This window comes from Streptomyces sp. NPDC054975, from assembly GCF_053609105.1.
On record NZ_JBSGWV010000003.1, the window covers coordinates 86,294 to 108,655 of the forward strand.

A 22,362-nucleotide genomic window follows, 5' to 3' on the forward strand; every position below is an offset into this window, starting at 1 on the left:
GTGTCCGTACTCAGCCGCCCTGGGGTAAAGCCCCCGGCCGCGGACGGTCCCGATACGGTGGCCGGAAGATCGTTCGGAGGAAGAGGAAAGGGACGCGACCATGCGACTCCATCGCGACACTCGACCGGAGCCGGACGGCCCCCATGTCCTCGTCCGCACCGAAGAGCGGGCCGGCCTCCTCACCCTGAACCGGCCCCGGGCCATCAACGCGCTCACCCACCCCATGGTGCTCCGCCTCGACGAGGCGCTGACCGCCTGGGAGAACGACCCGGCCGTCGAGACCGTGGTCGTCCAGGGAGCGGGCGAACGGGGGCTGTGCGCCGGGGGAGACATCCGGGCCATCTACGAGGACGCCCGCGCCGGCCGCACCGCGACTCTCGGCTTCTGGCGCGACGAGTACCGGCTCAACGCCCGCATCGCCCGTTACCCCAAGCCCTACGTGGCCCTCATGGACGGCATCGTGATGGGGGGCGGCGTCGGCGTCTCGGCCCACGGCTCGGTCCGCGTCGTCACCGAACGCTCGCGCGTCGCCATGCCGGAGACCGGCATCGGCTTCGTCCCGGACGTCGGCGGTACGTATCTGCTGAGCCGGGCGCCCGGAGAACTGGGCACCCATCTCGCGCTGACCGGCGGGCAGGCGGACGCCGCCGACGCCCTCCTGACCGGTATCGCCGACCACTTCGTCCCGTCCGGGGACCTGCCCCGGCTCGTCGACGAACTCACCCGCGCGCCCGCCCACGAGGTGCTGCCACGGTTCGCCCGGCCCGCCCCGCCCGGCCGGCTCGCCGCCGCACGCGACTGGATCGACGCCGCGTACGCCGCCGACACCGTGGAGGAGATCGTCGACCGCCTCCTCGACTCCGGCGTCCCCGAGGCCAAGGAGACCGCCGCGACCCTCCTGACCAGGTCGCCCACCGCCCTCAAGGTCACCCTCGCCGCCCTCCGCCGCGCCCGGCTCCTGGATTCCCTGGAGGCCGTCCTCGACATGGAGTTCCGGCTCTCCCACGCGGCCCTCACCTCCGCCGACCTCGTCGAGGGCATCCGCGCCCAGGTGATCGACAAGGACCGCGCCCCGCAGTGGACACCGCCCACGCTCGCCGAGGTCACGGAGGCCGACGTGGCACGGTACTTCGCCGAACGGGACCTCCCGTAAAACCCGGTGACCGGGCCGGGCTCCCCTCCCTAGACTCGCAGCACGCGCCGCCGAGATCACGGTGTGCGCGCCGACGACCGACGAGGGGAGCCCGACCGTGTGTGCCCACACCGCTGTCGTCGTTCCCCGCTCCCGGTACGACGTGATCCTGACGTCCCGGTCTTCCCGGTGCCGGCTGCGCGGCCGCCACCGGACCCCGTGACGAACACCTGACCCCTGCCTGCCCGGTTGCGCCGTGAGACGCGCGCCGTGTGCCGCGAGGTCGCCCTCGGCCCGCATCCGGGCCGCTTCGTCCGGGAATCGCGCCGCCCCTTTCTCGTATGCACCGAAAGGTCCGCGCCGTGCGTACCCCGCTCTCCCGTCATGTCACCACCAGCCCCCTGAACCGCGTCCGCAACCTGGGCATCCTCGCCCACGTCGACGCGGGGAAGACCACCGTCACCGAGCGGATGCTCTACCTCACCGGCGCCGTCCACAAGCGCGGCGAGGTCCACGACGGCACCACCGTCACCGACTTCGACACGCAGGAACGCGACCGCGGCATCACCATCTTCGCGGCGGCGGTCAGCTGCGACTGGGACGGCCACCGGATCAACCTCATCGACACGCCCGGACACGTCGACTTCTCCGACGAGGTGGAGCGCTCCCTGCGCGTCCTCGACGGCGCGATCGCCGTGTTCGACGCCGTCGCCGGGGTCGAGCCGCAGAGCGAGACCGTCTGGCGCCAGGCCGACCGGCACGGCGTCCCCAGGATCGCCTTCGTCAACAAGCTGGACCGCGCGGGCGCCGACCTGGACACGGCCGTCGCGTCCATCCGGGACCGCCTGGGAACGGTGCCGCTCGTCGTCCAGCTGCCCATCGGCCGCGAGGACGCGTTCACCGGAGTCGTGGACCTGGTGCGCATGCGCGCCCTGGTCTGGGAGGCGGGCGCCGACACGTACACCGAGGGACCCGTGCCCGAGGACCTCGTGGCGGAGGCACGGCTCAGGCGCCGAGCCCTGGAGGAGGCGGTCGCCGAACTCCACCCGCAGGCCCTGGAGGAGTTCTGCGGCGAGTCGTCCCTCGGCGCGGACGCGCTCACGACGGCGCTGCGCGACCTCACCCGCACCGGCGAAGGCGTCGTCGTCCTCTGCGGCTCCGCCTACCGCAACCGGGGTACGGAGCCCCTGCTCGACGCCGTCGTCTCCTACCTGCCCTCGCCCCTGGACGTGCCGCCCGTACGCGGCACCCTGGACGGCGCGGAACGGGAACGGGCCGCCGACCCGGCGGAACCCTTCACCGCACTCGTCTTCAAGGTCAACTCGACCGCCACCGGGCGGCTCACCTACCTCCGCGTGTACGCGGGGACCATCGGAAAGGGGGACACGGTGCTCGACGTCGCCGCCCGGCGCACCGAGCGCGTCGGCCGGATCCTGCGCGTGCAGGCCGACCGGAACACCGAGGTGGACTCCGCCCGGGCCGGCGACATCGTCGCGGTCGTCGGCGTGAAGGAGGCCCGCGCGGGTGCGACGCTCTGCGCGCCCTCCGCCCCGCTGCTCCTCGAACCGCCCACGCCGGCCGACCCGGTCGTCTCCGTCGCGGTCGAGGCGCGCCGGAGCCTGGACACCGACCGGCTGGCGTCCGCGCTGGCCCGACTCGTCGAGGAGGACCCCTCGCTGACGGTCCGGACCGACGCCGAGACCGGTCAGACCGTGCTCTCGGGCCTGGGTGAACTGCACCTGGAGGTGGCCGTGGAGAAGATCCGCCGGGCCCAGGGCCTGGAGATCGCCGTCGGCAGACCGCAGGTGGCCTACCGGGAGACCGTGGTGCGCGGGGTGTCCGGCCTGGTGTACCGGCACGTCAAACAGGACGGTGGCGCGGGCCAGTTCGCCCATGTCGTCCTCGACGTCGAGCCGGTCGGGGCGAGCGAGGACGGCGCGTTCGTCTTCTCCTCCACCGTCACGGGCGGCCGCGTGCCCCAGGAGTACGTCCGCGCGGTCGAGGCCGGCTGCCGGGACGCCCTGGCGGAAGGCCCGCTCGGCGGCCACCCGGTCACCGGCCTGCGGGTCACGCTGACCGACGGGGCCACCCACTCCAAGGACTCCTCGGAGATGGCGTTCCGCACGGCCGGCCGCTTCGCGCTGCGTGAGGCACTGCGGGCCTGCGCGATGACGCTCCTGGAGCCGGTGGTCGAGGTCACCGTCACGGTGCCCGACAGCGCCGTGGGCGGCGTGCTCGGTGACCTGGCGGCCCGGCGCGGCCGGGTCTCCGGCTCGACCGCGCGCGCCGGAACGGCCGTTCTCACGGCGACCGTTCCACTGGCGGAGCTGTTCGGCTACGCGTCCCGGCTGCGCGGCCGCACCCAGGGCCGGGGCACGTTCACCGCCCGGCCCACCGGCTACGCTCCGGCGCCGGTCGGTACGACGGTCCGGTGACGGCCACGGGACGGGCCCGCCCCCTGCGAGGGCGGGCCCGTCCCATCCGTATGATCGGAAATGATCACGGAGGGGGCGGCATGGCGTCGGGGAGGGAGTCCGCGCGCTCGCGGCGGCAAAAGCGGCGCGAGGACGGGGAAGAAGGCTGCTGCGCGGGGGCGCTCGATCAGTGCACCGCTTGCGGGGCGTACTGCCCCCAGATGGCGCTGGTGGCGCTCCCCGCGCTGATTCTGGGGCTGCTGCGCTCCTCGGCCGGCACCGGCCCGACCTCCGGTCGGCCGTCGGGGCGGGTGGCAGGAGCGCTGTACGCCGCCGTCCAGTTCTACCGGACCGAGATCAGTCCGACCCGGCCGCCGTGCTGCCCGTACACGCCCAGCTGTTCCACGTACGCCGTCAAGGCGCTGAGCCGCCACGGCGCGGTCCGAGGGACCCTGCTGACGGCGGCCCGGCTCCTGCGCTGCCGCCCGGGAGCGGCCCGCCGCCGAGGCTTCACCGACCCGGTACCCCACTGACTCGCAGGGCGGGCGCGGACGGTCAGTCCTCCGTGTAGCGCAGCAGGACCGCCACCCCGTCCTCGATCGGCAGTTCGTCCTCGGGTACGACGATCAACTCGGCCCTCGTACCCGCCGCCGCACGCAGCAGTGCGGCGCCGACCGCCGGCTCCTCCCACGAGAACCGCAGCCCGAAGGCGCTCAACGCGGTCTCCGACAGGGCGAGATGGGTGGGCGCCGAGCCGACCCACAGGTGCCGGGTGTAGCGGACCGGACGGTCGAGGATCAGGGCCCGGGCCTGCCCGCGCTGCAGGGCGGCGACGACCGCGTCGATCCCCTCCACGTACTCCCGGTGACGGGCCCGCTGGCCGAGGTAGGTGTCCAGTTGGTGCCGGTCGTGCTCGGGCAGCCGCCCGGCGAACAGGGCGGCGAGCTCCTCCTCCAACAGGGCCCGGCCGGGCTCGGGTCGGCGGGGATGCCCGTCCTTGAGCTTCACGGCGACGTCCCGGACCTTCTTCGGGGCGGACCGCACGAGGCTGTTCACCGCCCAGGGATCGCCGGCGAGCACGATCGCCTCCGTCCCCTCGGCCTCCACGTCGTCGACCAGCTCCGCGACGAGCTGCGCGGCCTCCTTCGGCCAGCCCTCCGCGGGGACCCGGCGGTGGGCGCGCGGTCCCGGAGCGACCCGGCTCACCGGCCACCGGCCGCTCTCGTGGTCCAGCTCCCACTCCTCCTCGCCGCCCCCGTGCTCCGGGGCGTGCACACGGTGGACGAGTACGGCCGTGTAGGGGAGGTCCGGGGCGTGCTGGAGCGCCAGGGGGAGGACGTCCGGGAGCATCCCGTACCGTGCGCTGCTCAGCGCGGGCGGCTCGGGCAGCCGCTCCGCCAGGGCGAGCCGGCCGTGGGCGGCGAAGAGGGCCAGGCCGTGCGGCCCGGACACCTCGCGGTCCCGGCCGGCGGCCCGCGCGAGAGCACCGATCGTGGCCTCGTCGGCACCCTGGGAGAGCAGGGTCGCCCGGACGTTGCGCAGGCGCAGCTCGACCTGCCGTTCCGGATCGTCGCCCTCGCGCGAGGTGTCGAGGTAGACGGAGACGACAGGTCCCGGGTGGTCGTACAGAGGGTCGAGGAAGTGCAGCTTCACGGCTTCCTCCCGGAGCGGTGAAGACGGTTCACCCCAGCGGCTACCCGCGCCGGGCCCCCCGACACGGCGACCCCCTCGGGGGTCGGTCAGGCGGTGACCGCCCGGCGCGGCCGGGGGACCAGCTCGTCGCCGCAGTTGGGGCAGACGCCGTCCATGGCGTCGCCGCAGGGCACGCAGAAGGTGCACTCGTACGAACAGATGCGGGCGGGTGCGTCCTGCGGCAGCTTCGCCGTCTCGCAGCGCTCGCAGGTGTCACGCATCTCCAGGGCCATGGTTCTTCCTCACCGTGAATCGGGGTTCCCCCGGGCGGAGCGTACGATCACCCGCCCGCTCGACCCGGAGACCCCACTCTCCCCGGCGCGGCGGGGCGCCCGACAGCGCGCCGCGAGCCAAACATCAGGACGATCGCGTCTCGTCGCGCCGGGGCGGCGCCACCAGGTCGGGGGACTGGTGCGCGCGCCGCAGGGCGTCGGCGACGAACCCGTCGGCCTTCAGCTCCTCGACGAGGTCGGTCAGGAAGCGTACGGTCCCCGGCCGGCGGGCCTTCGTCGTGCCGACGGCCTGCCGGATCTCCATGAACCGTTCCTCGATGAGTCGGAGACCGGGGTGCGAGGCGACGAACGCGGTCATCGGCTGCCGGATCCCCGCCGCGACCTCCAGGCCTTCGGCGCGGAAGGTGTCGACGCCCTCCTCGCCGCGGACGACGGTGGCGCGGCGCAGCGTGCGGGTGAGGTAGAGGTCGTACGCGGACCCGCGCTTCACACCGATGCGTACCCCGTCGCGGTCGACGTCGGCGGGCGTGGCGAACTCGGAGTCGGTGGGCACCGCGTAGACCCCCTCGATCAGGACGTACGGCGTGGTGAAGGCGACCTCGGCCTCGCGCGCCGGCTCGACGGCCAGGAAGCAGAGGTCGGCGCGACCGGTGGCCATCGCCTCGTAGGACTTACGGGCCGCGTCGAAGCAGAGGAGCTCGACCGGCACGCCGAGGCGCGCGCCGATCTCCCGGGCGATGTCGACGGTGACCCCGCCGGGGGAGTCCGGCGTGCCCTGCGCGAGGACCGGGTTGCCCAGGTTGATCGATGCCCGCAGGACGCCGGTCGGCGCGAGGTCACGGGCGATGTCGGCGGTGGCGGTCGTCATGTGCCGGAGTCTAGGTCGTGTCCGGACACTCCCTAGGACAGTGGTCAGGGACGGGGGCGCGGCCAGGGGCGGCCCTCCAGGCGCTCGGTGTCGCCGCCGAAGCGTCGGAGGCACGCGGCGAAGTCGGCCACGACCCGGATGATCGTCGCCGCGCTCGGCGCCGAGACCACCGCCGCTCACGGCCCAGGATCACGCTCGGGACGGCGACCGCCACCCTTCACCGCCCGGTCATCGGCCGGTCCTCCGCGCGACAGCGGGGTTCGAGAGAACTGAACTGGGCATGCCAAAGGCCGTGCGTCCGACACCGGGCGCGCGGCCTTCGGCTCGTGTTCCGCCCGTGGTTCCCGCGCCCCGTTCAGGCAGTTCCGGAACGCGAGTTCCCGCACCCCCCACCCATCCATCGCAGTCCTCAGGAGGACGCAGGTGAAGACGAGTTCGTGGCTTCGACGGGCCACCGTCACTCTCGGCAGCAGCATCGCGCTGGTCGTGGCCGTACCGGCCAGTGCGTTCGCCGCGCCGCCCACGGCGCTGCCGGCCAACGCCGACGGCCTTGAGCAGACGTTCCAGCCCGCGTACGACTACGACACGGACGGCTGCTACTCCACGCCGGCCATCGGCCCCGACGGCACGATCAACGGCGGCCTCAACCCGTCCGGCGCCCTCAACGGCCAGTGCCGAGACTCCTGGGACCTCGACAACACCAACGGCTACGCGCGCGCGAAGTGCAACAACGGCTGGTGCGCCGTCCTCTACGGCCTCTACTTCGAGAAGGACCAGGCCGTCGTCGGCAGCAGCCTCGGCGGCCACCGCCACGACTGGGAGCACGTCGTGGTCTGGATCCAGAACAACGAGGCGAAGTACGTCTCCACCTCGGCGCACGGCAACTTCAACACCTACGGCCGCGACCAGATCCGCTGGGACGGGACGCACCCCAAGGTCGTCTACCACAAGGACGGGTGGAGCACGCACGCCTTCAGGCCCGCCAACTCCAACGACGAGCCGCCGGAGAACCACGAGCACCAGTGGCAGTTCCCGGCCCTGGTCGGCTGGAACGGCTACCCCGCAGGGCTGCGCGACAAGCTCAGCCAGGCGAACTTCGGCAGCGCCGTCTTCGGTCTGAAGGACGGCAACTTCGCCCCGCACCTCGCCAAGGCGAAGCCGGCCGGCATCCCGTTCGACCCGTACGCCTGAGCCGTACCCCCGCACCGTCCCACGTCGCCCGCACGCGCCGAGCTCCGCTTGTCCGGACCGCCGGATCAGTCCAGCGGCACGGCGCGTGCGGGTACGTCGTGACTCTGGTGCCCGCCGCTCGCGACCATGCGCACATGGCCCTGCTCGTCGATCTCGGCCTGCACGATGCCCGTCTCGTCGGAGTACACGGGATGACCGCCGGCTCCCGTGCGGTCCGTCCGGGTGACCACGATGGAGTCACCCGACCCCGAGAAGGTCAGCTCATAGCGTTCGGCATGGTCCATGGGCCCGTTTATACCGACACCTGGCGCCGAACCGGCGGCCCGCCGGGCGTCCGCGCCCGGACGGACCCCGGAAACCGATCATTCGGCCGCGCGGACCCCGACGTCGTAGCGCACGTCGGTCAGCTCCTCCGACACCTCCCACAGCCGGTGACCGGTCCCGGCGTCCGTCGCCCCGGGGGAGAGGCGTACGAGGGCCGGCCCGCCGCGCAGCTCGCCCGGCCCGCCCGGCCCGTAGAACTGACCGCCCTCCACTCCGGGCGCCGTCGCCGCGTACAGCTGCGGCAGCGCGCCGCGCTCCGGCGACTGGGCGAGCGGCTTGAGCACATGACCGAACAGCACACGGACCAGCGGGACCGGCGTGTCCGCCGGAAGGTTGGTGGCGGCGTAGCCGGGATGGGCGAGGACGCTGCGCACCGGGCTGTCGGCCGCGCTCAGCCGCCGGTGCAGCTCCTGCCCGAAGACGGCGTTGGCCAGCTTCGACTGGTCGTAGAAGGGCATCGGGGCGTAGCCCCGCTCGCCGTGGAGGTCGTCGAAGCGCAGGCGGCCCTTGCGGTGCTTGAGCGAACTCACCGTGACCACACGCGGGTCGACCCCGGCCACCAGACGGTCGAGCAGCAGCCCGGTCAGCGCGAAGTGGCCGAGATGGTTGGCGGCGAACTGCAGTTCGTGGCCCTGCGCGCTCAGCGTCCGGGGCGGCGCCATCACCCCCGCGTTGTTGACGAGCACGTCCAGGCGCGGGTGCTCCGCCCGCAGTCCATGCGCGAAGGAACGCACCGAGTCGAGATCGGCCAGGTCCAGGCGGCGCACGTCGAGCCGGGCCGCGGGATGGCCGGCGGTGATCTCCGCGGCGGCGCGGCGGCCCTTGGCCTCGTCGCGCACCGCCAGGACGACGTGCGCGCCCCGGTGTGCGAGCGCTCGCGCGGTCGCCAGGCCGAGGCCGCTGTTGGCGCCCGTGACGACGCATATGCGTCCCGTCTGGTCGGGAATCTGTTCGGCGGTCCACTGCTGAGTCTCCGTCATGCGGCACACGCTGCCGTTTGTGGCACCAAGTGTCAAGATGCCTCTCAGTGTCACCGAGGGCATGAGGTGTACGGTGGTTCTCGTGAGCTCGCGACCCGACATGACCCTGGCCCAGCGCAAACGGCAACTCGTCTCGGACGAGTTGACCGAGGCGGCGCTGCAACTCCTCGCCGTGAAGGGCTTCGACACCGTCACCGTCGACGAGATCGTGGCCGCCGCAGGCGTGTCCAAGCGGACGTTCTTCCGGTACTTCGCGTCCAAGGAGGACGTCGTCGTCCAGTTCCTGGCCGACTTGGGCACCGGCATCCGCGCCGAACTGGCCGCCCGCCCCGCCGACGAGCCGCCCTCTCTGGCGCTCCGGCACGCCATGGCGGTCCCCTTCGACCTCTGCACCGACCACCCTGACCACACCGAGCGGGCCCTGCGCGTGGTGCGGCTGATCCTGGACACCCCTTCGCTCCACGCCCGCTTCCTGGAGCGCCGGCTGCGATGGAGCGACGACCTGGCGGCGGAGCTGACCCACCGTCTACGGCTGCACGCCAGCACGGATCTGTATCCGCGCCTCGCCGCCGGGGCGGCGCTCACCGCCTTCGACGTCACCCTCCAGCAGTGGAGCGCGGCAGGCGGCGCCGACGACCCCGGCGCACTGATCGAGCGCGCCTTCGCCCTCCTCGCCCCGGCTTTGGACGCTCACCCGGCGCCCGCGCCGCTGCCGTCCCCGACCAGCGCGGCGACCTGATCGGTGACCAGGTCCAGAAGCGCGGACGAGGTCTCCTCGTCGTGGCCCACGACGAGGAGGTTCAGCGTCAGGCCGTCCGTGACCGCCGCCAGATAGCGGGCAAGGACCGGCACGGGAACCCGGAGGACGAGCATCATGCTCGCGTCGAGCTCCTCGATGAGCTCGCGGTAGATCTCCGCGTACCGCTCGTGCTGACGGCGGGCCAGCGGCTCGAACCCCGGGGTGCGCAGCGCGTACTGGGTGAGCTCGTACGTCAGCATGTGCTCGCCCGGACGGTCCCGAACATGCTGCCAGTACGCCTCGAAGCCGGCCCGGATCGTCTCCCGGAACGTCTCGCGCGGGCGCAGCGCCTTCTTCACCGTCCCCACGTAGTGGTCCGTGATCGCCGTGATCACCGACTCCAGGAGAGCCTGCTTTGAGTCGAAGCAGTAGTGGAAGACGCTGAGCGACACGCCTGCCTCGGCGGCGATCGACCGCGTCGTCGTCCTCGCCACGCCGTCCCGCGTCATCGCCCGGATCGCCGCCTCGGTCAACTGGCGGCGCCGCTCGGCGAGCGGCATACGCGACATGCGGTGGTTCCCTTCTCGTACGGACGGGGGGTGGGGCGACCGGCCGGCCGCCCCACCCCGCCCATGGATGTCCGGATCTCCGTCAGCCGCTGAAGACACCGACCTCGCGGAGCGAGTACCCCCACTCGGTGCCGCGCGTCACCCCGTACACCCGGACGTGGCGCGCGGTCGTGGCGGAGAACTGGACGGTGTCCAGGCCGCCGTCACCGCTCGTGGTGGACCAGGCGGTACGCCAGTTCACGCCGTCGTCGGAGAGCTCGACGCGGTACGCCTTCCCGTACGCCCGTTCCCAGTCGAGCGTGACCCGCTTGACCAGCTGCGGCTCCCCGAGGTCGATACGGAGCCACTGCCCGTCCTTCCACTCGCTCGCCCACCGGGTGCCCGGGTCACCGTCGACGGCCCGGGTGGCCGCGAAGGAGGTGAACGGGTTCCACCACTCCGTGGTGGACGCCGAGGCGGGTGCGCGCGCGGCCAGGTTCACGCCCGCCCGATGCCGCTCGGAGGCGCCCCAGGTGTCGAGATAGGACTCGGCGCCCCGGAACAGGTCGTCCACGACGCCCTGGCCGCCGACCTTGCGGATGTCCTCGATCCAGTCCGGCACCAGGCCGTGGTGGGCGGCACCGTCGGTGTTGAGGTCCCACGTCCGCTGCCCGGTGGTCTGCCGGTCGATGACCGAGCCGCCGTCGGTGCTGCGGAACGGGTACGTCACCGCGTTCGGCGCGTCCGCGCCCCGGGGCCCGGGCCAGCCGCCGACCCCGTTCATGTCGGTGCCGTAGCCGTAGCCGACGTCGTACTTCTCGCGCAGCGCGTCGGTCCGCCGCGCCTCCGCGATGAAGCCCTCGGAGCCGTGCATGTACTGGGCGATGAAGCCACCCAGACCGTAGACCCGCTCGGTCCAGTTCAGGTCCATCCAGCTGTGCGAGGAGAGGACGCCCGGGTACGAGGCCGACTCCAGGATGTCCAGCGCCCGGCCGGTGGCCTTGACGCTCATGTGGTCGATCTCCAGCATCATCTTGCGCTTCATCATGCCGCGCACCGCGTACTCACCCAGCTCCGTCAGGCCCCGGGTGTTGCACCGCGCGTCGCCGGCGTACGACGGCACCGTCACGCCCGCCGGCAGCTGCTTCTCGGCCTGGGGCGCCGCCGCGAGCCCGATCGGGTTGTCGGCCTGCGGGCCCGTGCACTTCTCGGTCTTCCAGAAGGTGCCGGTCGACAGGAACTGGCCGACGTTGATCGCCGTGCCCAGCGTGCCGCTGTCGAACCGGACCCCGCACAGCGCGTTGTCGAACTTGTGGCAGAGGAACATGCTCCGCACGCCCAGCTGGTGGAGCTCGTCAAGGCCCCGATCGATGTCCTCCCGGTCGCACTGGGCGATGTCCAGGATCTGCTTGCAGCCGAAGGGCTCGGAGGTCTCGACCCCGAGGACGACCGCCAGCTTGCCCTGCTCGATGACCTGACGTGCCTGTGCGGAGTCGGTGACGATCCGGAACCAGCCCTTGCCGGGCCCGCCGAACATCGTGTCGATGTACTCCTGCATCTCGTACGTCTTGCGGGCCTGCAGGCGGATCGAGGTCATCTCGTCGCAGCTGCGGTCCTTGAAGAAGTAGACGGAGCAGATGACGCCGTTGGTCACGAGGTCGTTGACGAGAACGCGCTGACCGCCGCGCCAGGCCCGCTCCACCCAGGCGTAGTAGTTCTGCTGGTGGGTGAGCGAGTCGTGTGCGGGCCAGTCCTTGAACGTCGGCCAGCCGTCCGGGTCGTGCCTGCCGTCGCCGCCCTTGGTGATGAAGTCGAAGACGGCGAGCGAGCCGTCGGGGTAGTGCTCGGGGCAGTCCTTGAGCGCGTCGGCCACGCCCTTCACCGAGAAGGTCTGACCACAGATGAGGCGCCCGCCGAAGGCCTCGTTGGACATCAGGTGGTTGTGCGCGTCGACGAACCCGCGCACCTCGCCCTGGGCGTTCGTGCCCTTGAACGGCTCGCCCGTGACGTTGATCCGGGAGTCGGGCGCGGGACGGGCGGAGGGGTTCCACCAGGAGCCGTCCTCGGCGGCGGAACCGGGCGCGGGGCTGAGCAGCAGGGTCACGGTGGCGAGCAGCAGCGCCAGCACGGCCAGCGGCCCGCGCCTGCCGGACGTACGGCTGAGCGTGGGGGGTTTCATGGACATCACTCACGTCTTCGTAGAGGAATCGTGCGCGGGGATTGTCATGCTCCGTGCGAAACGCGTGGTCGAGGATCCCGACTGCCGCAAGCGGAGTCAAGAGACCGGGACGGATGACCTGAAGGACCGGGCTCCTGCGGAAACAGGCCACGGCGTCCACATTCTGATCTTCCGTCAGAGCGCGCCGCCCGCGACGCTGGAGGAGACTCCCGTCCTCGTACGTTCCCGGAAGGACCCGCCGTGACCAGGCCGAACCCCCCGATCGTGCTCGACCCCGCCGGCGCCGACCACCACGCCGAACACCGGCTGCTGCGCGCCCACGGCGCCGCCGCACTCGTGGACGTCCTCGGCGTCCGCGCGTGGTCGGTCACCGACCCGCTCCTGCTCCGCAAGCTCCTGACGGGCCCGGACGTGTCCAAGGACGGTCGCCGCCACTGGCCCGCCTTCGACGAGGCCGTCCCCGAGTGGCCGCTCGCCCTGTGGGTCGCCGTGTCCAACATGTTCACCGCCTACGGCGCCGACCACGCCCGGCTCCGCCGCCTGGTCGCCCCCGCGTTCAGCGCCCGCCGCGTCGCCGCCCTGCGCCCCGTCGTCGAGGCTCTGGTGACCGGGCTCCTCGACGACCTGGCCGCCGAACCGCCCGGCGCCGTCGTCGACCTGCGCGAACGCCTCGCGTACCCGCTGCCCATCGCGCTCATCGGCCACATGATGGGCGTCCCGAAGGCGCGGCGCGACGGCTTCCGCTCGCTCGTGGACGGCGTCTTCGACACCACGCTCACCTCCGCGGAGGCCGCCGCCAACGCCGTACTTCTCTACGGCCTCCTCGACGAACTGATCGCCGCCAAACGCGCCGAGCCGGGCGACGACATGACCTCCCTGCTGATCGCCACCCGCGACGAGGACGGCTCCACCCTGACCGAGACCGAACTGCGCGACACGCTGCTGCTGGTCATCAGCGCGGGGTACGAGACGACCGTGAACGTCATCGACCAGGCGGTCACCTCCCTCCTCACCCACCCCGACCAACTCGCCCACCTCCGCGCCGGCCGCGCCGGCTGGAACGACGTCGTGGAGGAGACCCTCCGCCACGAACCGGCCGTCAAACACCTCCCGCTGCGTTACGCGCTCACCGACATCCCGCTCCCCGACGGCCGGACCATCGCCCGCGGCGACGCGATCCTCGCCTCCTACGCGGCCGCCAACCGCCACCCCGACTGGCACGGACCGACGGCCGACACCTTCGAAATCACCCGCACCACGAAGGACCACCTGGCCTTCGGCCACGGCATCCACTTCTGCCTGGGCGCCCCGCTGGCCCGCCTGGAAGTGGCCACCACCCTCGAACAGCTCTTCACCCGCTTCCCCCACCTCACCCTGGCCGTCCCCGCGGAAGCCCTCCGTCCCCTCCCGTCGCTCATCAGCAACGGCCACCAGGCCCTCCCGGTCCACCTGCGCGCGCCTCTGACGTCGGGCGAAGCCGTCGAATAATCCCGTGCCGTGCCGCCGGCGGGCGTGCAGACTCGCGCCATGGTGGAGACAGAGGCGTTCCGGGACGCGGTCGGAGAGTGGGCGAGTGGCGGTCATGGCGGGCGGGCGAAGGAACTGGCCGACCGGCTCGGGACACGGACGGTGGTCCTGCTGGAAGGGCTGAGCGATCTCGCGGCCGTCGAGGCACTGGCCGAACGCCGAGGCCGGGACCTGGCCACCGAAGGGGTGTGCGTGGTGGCGATGGGCGGGGCGATGAGCGTCGGCCACTACGCCGACATCCTCGGCCCCTCCGGACTCGGCCTGCGCCTGACAGGACTCTGCGACGAGCGCGAACGGAGCTTCTTCGACCGCGCCCTGGAGCGTGCCGGGGCATCACGCGAGGACGTCTTCGTCTGCGCGGCCGACCTGGAGGACGAGCTCATCCGCACGCTGGGCACCGCGACGGTCGAGGAGGTCGTGCACACGGAGGGCGACCTCCGGCCCTGGCGGACCTTCCTGCACCAGCCCGCCCAGCACGGCCGCACCCGGGAGCAGCAGTTGCGGCGCTTCCTCGGCACGAAAGCAGGCCGCAAGATCCGCTACGGCCGCCTCCTGGTCGAGGCCCTCGAACCCGGGCAGGTACCGGCACCCCTCGACGACCTCTTCGCGAGCCTGTGAGGCCCGGGGCGCAAGGCCAAGGGCCGTAAATCGGTTGACCGGTCGGCGCCGCCTGGGCAGGCTCCGCACCACGACCTGGATCATGCCCCCTTGCCGGTGGACGTCGCCCGGCCCGCATCGACACGGGTGGGGGCGGCGAGCCGGCGGATCGGAGACCGAGCAATGACGTCCCATCTCCACGCCCTCTGCTTCGACGCGAACGACCCGTCGCGCCTCGCGCGCTTCTGGGCCGACTTCCTCGGCTGGGAGACGACGGACGACCCCGACGACGGCATCGTCCTCCTGCCGAGCGACGACACCGGCTTCCGGCTCCGGTTCCTGCCGACCCAGGAGGGGAAGACGGTCCAGAACCCCCTGCACTTCGACCTGACGAGCACCTCCCGGGACGACCAGCAGGCGGTCGTCGCGAAGGCGCTCGCACTCGGCGCCCGGCACACCGACGTCGGCCAACGCCCCGAGGAAGGGCACGTCGTGCTCGCCGACCCCGAAGGCAACGAGTTCTGCGTCATCGAGCCGGGCAACAACTTCCTCGCCGACTGCGGGTTCATCGGTGCGCTGGCATGCGACGGGTCGCAGGAGGTCGGGTACTTCTGGAGCAAGGCGCTCGGCTGGCCGCTGGTCTGGGACCAGGACCAGGAGACCGCGATCCGCTCGCCCCACGGCGGACCGAAGGTCACCTGGGGCGGCCCGCCCCTGCTGCCGAGGACCGGTCGGACCCGCCTGCGCTTCGACCTCGCCCCGGCCGCGGACGGCGATCAGCGGGCCGAGGTCGAGCGCCTCGTCTCCCTCGGAGCCACACGCGTCGGCCCCGGCCCGGACGGCTCAGGCCACGTGGTGATGACCGACCCCGACGGCCAGGAGTTCCGCGTCCTGCCTCCCCGCCGAGGCCTTGGGGCGCCCAGTGGATCGCGCCGGGCGCGCGAGATCTCCTGAGGTCGTGGCGCGCGCCGGTCGTTCCCGGCGCGTGCCGCCCACCGGCCCGCGGGCGTGCACCTTACGAATCCCGGACGTCGGCGCGCAACACGCCGCCGGAGCCCTCTCCTCTTCGTACGGTGATCCGCATGCGTGTACTTGTGACCGGCGGTGCGGGCTTCATCGGCTCCCACGTCGTCGACGCCCTCGCGGCCCGTGGCCACCAGCCCGTCGTCCTGGACGGCCTTCTGCCGACCGCCCACCAGGGCCCTTTGCCGGCCTCGGCCACCGCCGCCGAGTGGGTGCACGGCGACGTACGGGACCGGGAGACCGTCGCCCGCGCCCTCGACGGCGTGCGGGCCGTGTGCCATCAGGCCGCGATGGTCGGCCTCGGCAAGGACTTCGCCGACGCCCCCGACTACGTCTCCCACAACGACCTCGGCACCGCCGTCCTCCTCGCCGCCATGGCAGAGGCCCGCATCGACCGGTTGGTGCTCGCCGGCTCCATGGTCGTCTACGGCGAAGGCCGCTACGACTGCCCCACCCACGGCCCCGTCCATCCCGGCCCCCGCGCCGAAGCCGACCTCGCGGCAGGCCGCTTCGAGCCCCGCTGCCCCACCTGCGGCGCCGACCTCGCGCCCGGCCTCGTCGGCGAGGACGCCCCCGCCGACCCGCGCAACGTGTACGCCACCACCAAACTCGCCCAGGAACACCTTGCCGCCGCCTGGGCCCGCACCACCGGCGGCCGCGCCATCTCCCTGCGCTACCACAACGTCTACGGTCCCCGGATGCCCCGCGACACCCCGTACGCCGGCGTCGCCTCCCTCTTCCGCTCCGCCCTCGCCCGCGGCGAGGCCCCCCGCGTCTTCGAGGACGGCGGCCAGCGCCGGGACTTCGTCCACGTACGCGACGTGGCCGCCGCGAACGCCCTCGCCCTGGAGACCCTCGACGACCGGGCACCGACCACCCTCACCCCGTACAACACCGGCAGCGGCGACCCTCACACCGTCGGCGAGATGGCGACGGCGCTCGCCGCCCACGGCGGGCCGCCCCCGGTGGTCACGGGGGAGTACCGGCTCGGCGACGTACGTCACATCACCGCCGACTCCGCGCGCCTGCGCGCCGACCTGGGGTGGAAGCCCGAGGTCGGGTTCGCCGAGGGCATGGCCGAGTTCGCTACGAGCGGGCTGCGGGGAGCGTGACCTCGAAGCGGCAACCACCGTCGACGTTCCGCACATCGGCACGGCCCATGTGCGCCTCCACGATGCCCTGGACGATCGCCAGACCAAGCCCCGCGCCGCCCGGCGGGGTACGGGCCTCCGTACCCCGCCAGCCGGTGTCGAAGACCCGCGGCAACGCGTCCTCGGGGATGCCGCCGCAGCCGTCCGTGACCGAGAGAACCACGGACTCGGCACGCCGCTCGGCCGCGACGGCGACCGTGCCGTCGGCCGGCGTGTGACGGATGGCGTTCACCAGGAGGTTCGCCAGGACCCGCGTCATCTCTCGGCCGTCGACCTCCACCGGCACCGCCGCGACCTGGTCGCCCACCAGGCGTACGCCCTGCTCGCGCGCGAGCGGCACGGCGCCCGCCAGCGCGTCACCCACGAGGTCGTGGATCGACATCCGGGCCGGGCTCAGCGTCAACGCGCCCGCGTGGATGCGCGAGAGCTCGAACAGGTCGCCCACCATGCTGTTGAGCCGGTCCACCTCGGTCCGGATCTGCCGGTGGTAGCGCGCCGGATCGGCGACCACACCGTCCTCCAGGGCCTCGGACATGGCCCGCAGACCGGCCAGCGGTGTCCGCAGATCGTGCGAGATCCAGGCCACCAGCTCCCGGCGGGAGGCATCCAGGGCGCGCTCACGCTCCCGTGACGCGGCGAGCCGCTCACTCGTGGCCGACAACTCCCGGCTCAGCACGGCGAATTCGGCAGCAGCGGGCACGCCGGGCGCGGTGAACACCCCGCCCTCACCGAAGTCCCGTGCCGCCACCGCGAGTTCCCGCGCGCCGGCGACCACCTGACGTCCGAGGAGCAGCGCCGTGCCCAGGGAGACGACGGCCGCCATCGCCACGACCATGGTCACCACCCACAGGTCGTGCGGCGACAGGAACATCGCCCACGCCACGGTGAGCGTCCCGCAGAGCATCGCCGTCACGGCGACGGACGCGACGACACCGAGCGACACGGCCACCGACCGGCGCCGCACCACCCGCAGCAGACCGGCCCCGAGGAGACCGGCCGCCCCCGCGCCCACGAAGGCGTACACGGCGATGAGGAGAATGTCGCGCACGACTCATCCCTCCTTCTCGGCCGGGGAGCCGGAGCCGGGTTGGCCCGACAGGCCATCGGGCCGACCGTCCTGCGGGTCCCCGTCCTCCGGGCGCCCCGCCGCGTCGAAGCGGTACCCGACGCCCCACACCGTCTGGATCAGCAGCGGGCGGGCCGGATCCTCCTCGACCTTCCCGCGCAGCCGGCGGATGTGGACCGTGACCGTCGACAGGTCACCGAAGTCCCACCCCCACACGTCCCGCATCAGGCGCTCGCGGTCGCACACCTCGCCCGGATGCCGCAGGAAGTAGCTCAACAGGTCGAACTCCCTGAGAGTCAAGGAGAGTTGGTGCCCGTCCTTGGTGGCGCGCCGCGCCCCCGGGTCGACCTCGAGGCCGCCCGCCCGCAGCAGCGTTCCCGGCCGTCGGACCTCGGTGTGACGGCGGAGCACCGCCTCCACCCGCAGTACCAGTTCACGCGGGCTGAACGGCTTGGTGACGTAGTCGTCGGCCCCGATCTCCAGGCCGAGGATCCGGTCCTCCTCGTCGGTGCGCGCCGTCAGCATGATCACCGGCACCGGCCCGCGCTTCCGTAGCTCCCGGCAGACCTCCAGGCCGTCCATCCCCGGCAGCATCAGGTCGAGGACCACCAGGTCGGGCCATCGTGCCCCGGCGGCCGCCAGCGCGGACGGCCCGTCGGCCACCCGGTCCACGGCGAAACCGCCCCGCTCCAGATAGCCGGTGACCACTTCGGCGACGGTCGGATCGTCGTCCACGACCAGGACGCGCGGTGCTGTCCGCGTGGGCTGCTCAGGCTGCTGCATGGGGGTCAGCCTCGCACCGGTCGGGCGGCGGGGGTGCGCCCGGGGTGGAGCGAGGGGGCGATGTCCGCGTTTCGTAAGGTTCACACATCCCTTTTGTCCGTTCCGGATTCGTACGGTGAAGTCCGTGACCGACTCGCCTTCCGCGACCACGTACGCGGTGAACGTTGTCCTGCCCTGCCTCGACGAGGCCGGGGCGCTGCCCTGGGTCCTGGAAAGGGTGCCGCCCGGCTGGCGGGCGATCGTCGTCGACAACGGATCGACCGACGGTTCCCCCGACCTTGCCCGCGCCCTCGGCGCGACCGTCGTCACGGAACCGCGCCGCGGCTTCGGAGCGGCCTGCCACGCCGGTCTCCTGGCCGCCGACGCGGACATCGTCTGCTTCTGCGACTGCGACGCCTCCCTCGACCCCTCACTCCTCGTACCGTTCGCCGCTCAAGTGGCGGCGGGGGAGGCCGACCTCGTCCTCGGCCGCCGTCGCCCCCAGTCACGCGGCGCCTGGCCGCCGCACGCCCGGGTCGGCAACCTCGCCCTCGCCCGCATGCTGCGCCGCCGCACGGGGCTGCGCCTCCACGACCTCGGGCCGATGCGCGCGGCACGCCGCGAGGCGCTGCTCGCCCTCGGCCTCACCGACCGCCGCAGCGGCTACCCCCTCCAGATGGTGGTCCGCGCCGCCGACGCCGGGTGGCGAGTGCGCGAACGGGACGTCCCGTACCTGTCCCGTACGGGGAAGTCCAAGGTCACCGGCACATGGCGGGGGACCTGGCACGCCGTCCGCGACATGCGCGAGGTCCTGCGTGAAACACCCCCGCCGGCCGGCCCGGTGGCCGCCGCGTCGACCCCGCAGGAGGCAAGCCGGTGAGCACCCTCCTCGTCATCGCCAAGGAGCCCCTACCGGGCCGGGTCAAGACCCGGCTCACCCCGCCCTTCACGCCCCACCAGGCGGCCTGCCTCGCGGAGGCCGCACTCGCCGACACGCTGGCGACCGTCCGCGACACGCCCGCCGACCGCCGCGTCCTCGCCCTCGACGGCGCGCCCGGCGACTGGCTTCCGTACGGCTTCGAGGTCCTCGCCCAGGGCCCGGGCGGCCTGGACGAACGCCTCGCCGCCGCCTTCGCGCGCTGTACGGGCCCCACCCTGCTGATCGGCATGGACACCCCCCAGGTCACTCCGGAACTCCTCGACCGCGGGCTCGACTTCAGCGCCTGCGACGCGTGGTTCGGACCGGCCGAGGACGGCGGCTTCTGGGCACTGGGCCTCGCGGACCCCGACCCCGCCCTGCTGCGCGGGGTGCCCATGTCCATGGCCGGGACCGGAGCGGTCCAGCGCGCCCGTCTCATGGCCGCGAGTCTGCGCGTACGCGACCTGCCGCGCCTCCGAGACGTCGACACGGCCACCGACGCCCGCGCGGTCGCCGAACAGGCTCCAGATACGCGCTTCGCCGTCCGCTACGAGGAGTTCAGGGCGGGCGTGAGCGCGGCCGGGACAGTGGCCCGGACCGGCATCGCACCCGCGACCGCTCCCCGCGCCGCGACCTCGACGGGCATCGCGATCGGCACCGGAACCCGGGCCGGGACCGCATGAGCGCGCTGGAGTCGGGTACGACACCGGACCTCCCCACGGCGAGGGCGGCGGCCCCGCCCAGGCCCGCGGACGGGCGTGTACGCGCCCCCGCGCCGCGCCGCGCCTGGCGGGCCGATCCCTGGGGCGACGCCCTCCGGTCCGGCCGAGGGCCGCTCTTCCTCCGGAGGGCGGACGGCTGGCTCCTGCCCCTGGAGGTCGAACGCTGGTGCGCGGCCGCCGACCCGGCCGACACCACCGTGCTCGCCCGCTGCGAGGGCCCCGTCCTCGACGTCGGCTGCGGACCGGGCCGCCTCGTGCACGCCCTGGCCGAAGCCGGCCGGCCCGTGCTCGGCATCGACGTGTGCCAGGAGGCCGTCGACCGTACGGTCGCCGGCGGCGGAACCGCCCTGTGCCGGTCGGTCTTCGAACCGCTGCCGGGCGAGGGCCGTTGGGGCACCGTCCTGCTGATGGACGGCAACATCGGCATCGGCGGCGACCCCGGCACCCTCCTCGAACGCGCCGCCGCGCTCGTGGCACCCGGCGGACAGGCCCTGGTGGAGGCCGCCGGCCCCGACGTCGACGAGCGGATCGAGGTGAGGGTCGTCGACGGGCGCGGCGGGCGCGGCGCCGACTTCCCGTGGGCCCGCGTCGGCGCCCGGGCCCTGCCCGCGTACGCCGACGCCGCCGGTTGGCGGGTCGAACGCCGCTGGCGGGCCGAGGGCCGCAGCTTCCTTCAGCTCCGGCGCCGCTGAGCCGACCGCCTGTGAGCCGACCGCCGCCCAGCCGCCCACCGTACGCCGAGCAGCGCGCCCGTACCGACGGCCACCACCCCCATCAGGACCAGCCAGTTGCGGACGTAGTCCAGGGGAAGGGCCGTCGGATTGGGCGCGCTGCCGGGCCGCAGCATCAGGGGCAGCGCGACCAGCGTCAGCGACCCGGCGACGATCAGCCCGCCGCGTACCGTGCCGCGCGCGGGCAGGGCGGCGAGCAGCAGCCCGACACCGAGCACGAACGGCGCGATCAGCCCGTCGTGCAGGACGATCGCCCCCGCCAGCCAGAGGAGCACCTCGCCGACCGTCCCGGTGCGCACCACCAGGACGGCGCCGACGCCCATCAGCGCGACCCCCAGCGCACCCAGCACATACCGGACCACCATCACAGCACCTCCAGTCCGGCGACCCACTTGGTCTGGAGCACACCCGGCCGGTTCGGCGCGATGATCCGCGCCGGGAAGCCGTGGTCGAGGGACAGCTCCTGCCCGTTGAGGCGCAGCGCCAACAGGGTCGCCGGATCCTCCGCGTACGAGGCGCCCATCTCCATGACCCGGTACGCCCCCCGGCGCTCCAGGGACACCACCCGTACCCGGGAACGCGCCGGCGCCCCCGCCCGCTCCAGCAGGTCCCGGATCCGTACGCCGGTCCAGCCGGCCTCCACGCTCCAGCCCTCCACGCAGGCGATCGGCAGTCGCACCTCGACCTGCGGCAGGGCACTCAGTTCGGCCAGGCTCAGCGAGTACGGCCGGGGTCCGGTCACCGTCAGCCGCCAGTCGCGTGCGGTCGCCGCGCTCACCCCGGCCGCGGCGGCCGTACGGTTGATCGGCAGTCCCTGCGTCCCGTGGTCCGGGTGACGCGGGGCGAGCAGGTCCAGCCGCTTCAGCGGCGTGAACGACTGGCCCACCGTCGTCAGCGTCACCGCCGCGACCCCCGCCGCGACGCCCGTCAGGAGGGAGCGCCGGTCGACGTCGTCCTCGGCCGGCAGCTTCAGCGTCCCCTCGGACCTTCGCCCCCAATGCGACCGGATCTCCGGCCACTTGACGACGACGTGCAGCAACAGGGCGCCCGCGAGGAGCCAGGCCACGGCGAAGTGCACGGGGACGAAGGAGAACGGCCACGGGTACCACTCGACGATGTTCAGCAAGCCGGTGAGCAGCTGGAACACCCCGGCCGCGACCAGGACGGCCACCGAGAGCCGCTCCAGCGCGTGTCGCACCGACCGTACCGCCGGCCAGACGAACAGCCTCGGATAGACCGCCCACAACTTCGCCATCAGCAGCGGGATCGCGGCGATGCCGCTCGCCACGTGCAGCCCCTGACTGAAGCGGTAGCCCCATGTCGGCCGGCTCGGCAGGACGTCGGCGAGCCAGTCCGGTGGCCGCTGCAGATAGTGGCTGGTGACGCCGGTGACGAAGCAGACCGCCAGGGCGAGTCCGAGCCAGCGGCCGATCGAGGTGGCCGTCCTCGCGTCATGGAGGCGGGCGCGGAACGTGGGCAGAGGGGGAGGCACGATGCGCGATGTCATGCGCTCCATCTCACCGCTCGACGGGCCGCGAAGGGCCGATCGACTCCTTACGAAACA

23 protein-coding genes are annotated in these 22,362 nt (G+C 73.1%); 12 read left to right on the plus strand and 11 right to left on the minus strand.

Annotated elements, in window-relative coordinates; genetic code table 11:
- Positions 1-100: 100 nt before the first annotated feature.
- The 3 genes from ACWF79_RS05225 to yidD all read left to right on the plus strand — a co-directional run bounded on the left by ACWF79_RS05225 (position 101) and on the right by yidD (position 4,079).
- Positions 101-1,153, plus strand: coding sequence for an enoyl-CoA hydratase/isomerase family protein (locus ACWF79_RS05225; RefSeq protein WP_453726679.1), 1,053 nt, complete (start codon positions 101-103; stop codon positions 1,151-1,153).
- 320 nt (positions 1,154-1,473) lie between these two features.
- Entirely contained in the window at positions 1,474-3,567 is a 2,094-nt protein-coding gene (gene fusA, locus ACWF79_RS05230) for an elongation factor G (protein WP_453726680.1), read from the plus strand.
- An 80-nt stretch (positions 3,568-3,647) separates the two neighbouring features.
- On the plus strand, positions 3,648-4,079 hold the full coding sequence (gene yidD, locus ACWF79_RS05235; protein ID WP_453726681.1) for a membrane protein insertion efficiency factor YidD: 432 nt from the start codon (positions 3,648-3,650) through the stop codon (positions 4,077-4,079).
- Between the two features lie 22 nt (positions 4,080-4,101).
- Here yidD and ACWF79_RS05240 read toward each other — a convergent pair whose 3' ends face one another.
- The 3 genes from ACWF79_RS05240 to ACWF79_RS05250 form a co-directional block, all read right to left on the minus strand.
- A complete protein-coding gene (locus ACWF79_RS05240; RefSeq protein ID WP_453726682.1) occupies positions 4,102-5,199 on the minus strand; it encodes a baeRF2 domain-containing protein in 1,098 nt (365 codons plus the stop codon).
- 86 nt (positions 5,200-5,285) lie between these two features.
- Complete coding sequence (locus tag ACWF79_RS05245; protein ID WP_453726683.1) at positions 5,286-5,471, minus strand: DUF1272 domain-containing protein; 186 nt, start codon at positions 5,469-5,471, stop codon at positions 5,286-5,288.
- Between the two features lie 124 nt (positions 5,472-5,595).
- Positions 5,596-6,339 (minus strand): transporter substrate-binding domain-containing protein, encoded by a 744-nt coding sequence (locus ACWF79_RS05250; RefSeq protein WP_453726684.1) that lies wholly within the window; start codon positions 6,337-6,339, stop codon positions 5,596-5,598.
- 423 nt (positions 6,340-6,762) lie between these two features.
- Between ACWF79_RS05250 and ACWF79_RS05255 the strand changes: the two genes are divergently transcribed.
- Positions 6,763-7,530, plus strand: a complete 768-nt coding sequence (locus tag ACWF79_RS05255) for an NPP1 family protein (RefSeq protein WP_453726685.1) — start codon at positions 6,763-6,765, stop codon at positions 7,528-7,530.
- A gap of 65 nt (positions 7,531-7,595) precedes the next feature.
- Here ACWF79_RS05255 and ACWF79_RS05260 read toward each other — a convergent pair whose 3' ends face one another.
- Both ACWF79_RS05260 and ACWF79_RS05265 read right to left on the minus strand, forming a co-directional pair.
- Complete coding sequence (locus ACWF79_RS05260) at positions 7,596-7,814, minus strand: DUF6296 family protein (RefSeq protein ID WP_453726686.1); 219 nt, start codon at positions 7,812-7,814, stop codon at positions 7,596-7,598.
- Positions 7,815-7,892: 78 nt separating this feature from the next.
- Entirely contained in the window at positions 7,893-8,834 is a 942-nt protein-coding gene (locus tag ACWF79_RS05265; RefSeq protein WP_453726687.1) for an oxidoreductase, read from the minus strand.
- A 100-nt stretch (positions 8,835-8,934) separates the two neighbouring features.
- Here ACWF79_RS05265 and ACWF79_RS05270 point away from each other — a divergent pair, with 100 nt between their 5' ends.
- Positions 8,935-9,573 carry a TetR family transcriptional regulator gene (locus ACWF79_RS05270; RefSeq protein WP_453726895.1) on the plus strand — a complete coding sequence of 213 codons (639 nt, stop codon included), beginning with the start codon at positions 8,935-8,937 and terminating at the stop codon, positions 9,571-9,573.
- Here ACWF79_RS05270 and ACWF79_RS05275 read toward each other — a convergent pair.
- Both ACWF79_RS05275 and ACWF79_RS05280 read right to left on the minus strand, forming a co-directional pair.
- Positions 9,525-10,142, minus strand: coding sequence for a TetR/AcrR family transcriptional regulator (locus ACWF79_RS05275; protein ID WP_453726688.1), 618 nt, complete (start codon positions 10,140-10,142; stop codon positions 9,525-9,527). The two genes, ACWF79_RS05270 and ACWF79_RS05275, sit on opposite strands and share 49 nt — an antisense overlap.
- An 82-nt stretch (positions 10,143-10,224) precedes the next feature.
- Positions 10,225-12,306, minus strand: coding sequence for a galactose-binding domain-containing protein (locus ACWF79_RS05280; RefSeq protein ID WP_453726689.1), 2,082 nt, complete (start codon positions 12,304-12,306; stop codon positions 10,225-10,227).
- A gap of 234 nt (positions 12,307-12,540) precedes the next feature.
- Here ACWF79_RS05280 and ACWF79_RS05285 point away from each other — a divergent pair, with 234 nt between their 5' ends.
- From ACWF79_RS05285 to ACWF79_RS05300, 4 genes are all read left to right on the plus strand, one after another.
- Positions 12,541-13,788, plus strand: a complete 1,248-nt coding sequence (locus tag ACWF79_RS05285; protein WP_453726690.1) for a cytochrome P450 family protein — start codon at positions 12,541-12,543, stop codon at positions 13,786-13,788.
- 39 nt (positions 13,789-13,827) lie between these two features.
- Complete coding sequence (locus tag ACWF79_RS05290) at positions 13,828-14,445, plus strand: TOPRIM nucleotidyl transferase/hydrolase domain-containing protein (protein WP_453726691.1); 618 nt, start codon at positions 13,828-13,830, stop codon at positions 14,443-14,445.
- A 162-nt stretch (positions 14,446-14,607) separates the two neighbouring features.
- Positions 14,608-15,378, plus strand: a complete 771-nt coding sequence (locus ACWF79_RS05295) for a VOC family protein (RefSeq protein ID WP_453726692.1) — start codon at positions 14,608-14,610, stop codon at positions 15,376-15,378.
- A gap of 128 nt (positions 15,379-15,506) precedes the next feature.
- The gene (locus tag ACWF79_RS05300) at positions 15,507-16,559 is read left to right on the plus strand and encodes an NAD-dependent epimerase/dehydratase family protein (RefSeq protein ID WP_453726693.1); all 1,053 of its coding nucleotides are present in this window, start codon (positions 15,507-15,509) and stop codon (positions 16,557-16,559) included.
- On the opposite strand, the gene ACWF79_RS05305 is transcribed toward ACWF79_RS05300, so the two are convergent.
- Positions 16,534-17,646 carry a sensor histidine kinase gene (locus tag ACWF79_RS05305; RefSeq protein ID WP_453726694.1) on the minus strand — a complete coding sequence of 371 codons (1,113 nt, stop codon included), beginning with the start codon at positions 17,644-17,646 and terminating at the stop codon, positions 16,534-16,536. The genes ACWF79_RS05300 and ACWF79_RS05305 overlap by 26 nt on opposite strands.
- Before the next feature lie 3 nt (positions 17,647-17,649).
- Positions 17,650-18,447, minus strand: a complete 798-nt coding sequence (locus ACWF79_RS05310; RefSeq protein WP_453726695.1) for a response regulator transcription factor — start codon at positions 18,445-18,447, stop codon at positions 17,650-17,652.
- 115 nt (positions 18,448-18,562) lie between these two features.
- Between ACWF79_RS05310 and ACWF79_RS05315 the strand changes: the two genes are divergently transcribed.
- Genes ACWF79_RS05315 through ACWF79_RS05325 form a run of 3 tightly spaced genes read left to right on the plus strand, consistent with a single transcriptional unit; the run spans position 18,563 to position 20,759 of the window.
- Positions 18,563-19,306: a glycosyltransferase family 2 protein gene (locus tag ACWF79_RS05315; protein ID WP_453726696.1), complete on the plus strand. Its 744-nt coding sequence runs from the start codon at positions 18,563-18,565 to the stop codon at positions 19,304-19,306.
- Entirely contained in the window at positions 19,303-20,028 is a 726-nt protein-coding gene (locus tag ACWF79_RS05320; RefSeq protein WP_453726697.1) for a TIGR04282 family arsenosugar biosynthesis glycosyltransferase, read from the plus strand. Before ACWF79_RS05315 ends, ACWF79_RS05320 begins: the two co-directional genes overlap by 4 nt.
- A complete protein-coding gene (locus ACWF79_RS05325) occupies positions 20,025-20,759 on the plus strand; it encodes a class I SAM-dependent methyltransferase (RefSeq protein WP_453726698.1) in 735 nt (244 codons plus the stop codon). Before ACWF79_RS05320 ends, ACWF79_RS05325 begins: the two co-directional genes overlap by 4 nt.
- Here the strand turns inward: ACWF79_RS05325 and ACWF79_RS05330 are convergent.
- Together ACWF79_RS05330 and ACWF79_RS05335 are read right to left on the minus strand one after the other, a co-directional pair.
- Complete coding sequence (locus ACWF79_RS05330) at positions 20,741-21,163, minus strand: hypothetical protein (RefSeq protein WP_453726699.1); 423 nt, start codon at positions 21,161-21,163, stop codon at positions 20,741-20,743. The two genes, ACWF79_RS05325 and ACWF79_RS05330, sit on opposite strands and share 19 nt — an antisense overlap.
- Positions 21,163-22,305 carry a molybdopterin-dependent oxidoreductase gene (locus ACWF79_RS05335; RefSeq protein ID WP_453726700.1) on the minus strand — a complete coding sequence of 381 codons (1,143 nt, stop codon included), beginning with the start codon at positions 22,303-22,305 and terminating at the stop codon, positions 21,163-21,165. The genes ACWF79_RS05330 and ACWF79_RS05335 overlap by 1 nt, the downstream gene beginning before the upstream one ends.
- Between the last annotated feature and the right edge of the window lie 57 nt (positions 22,306-22,362).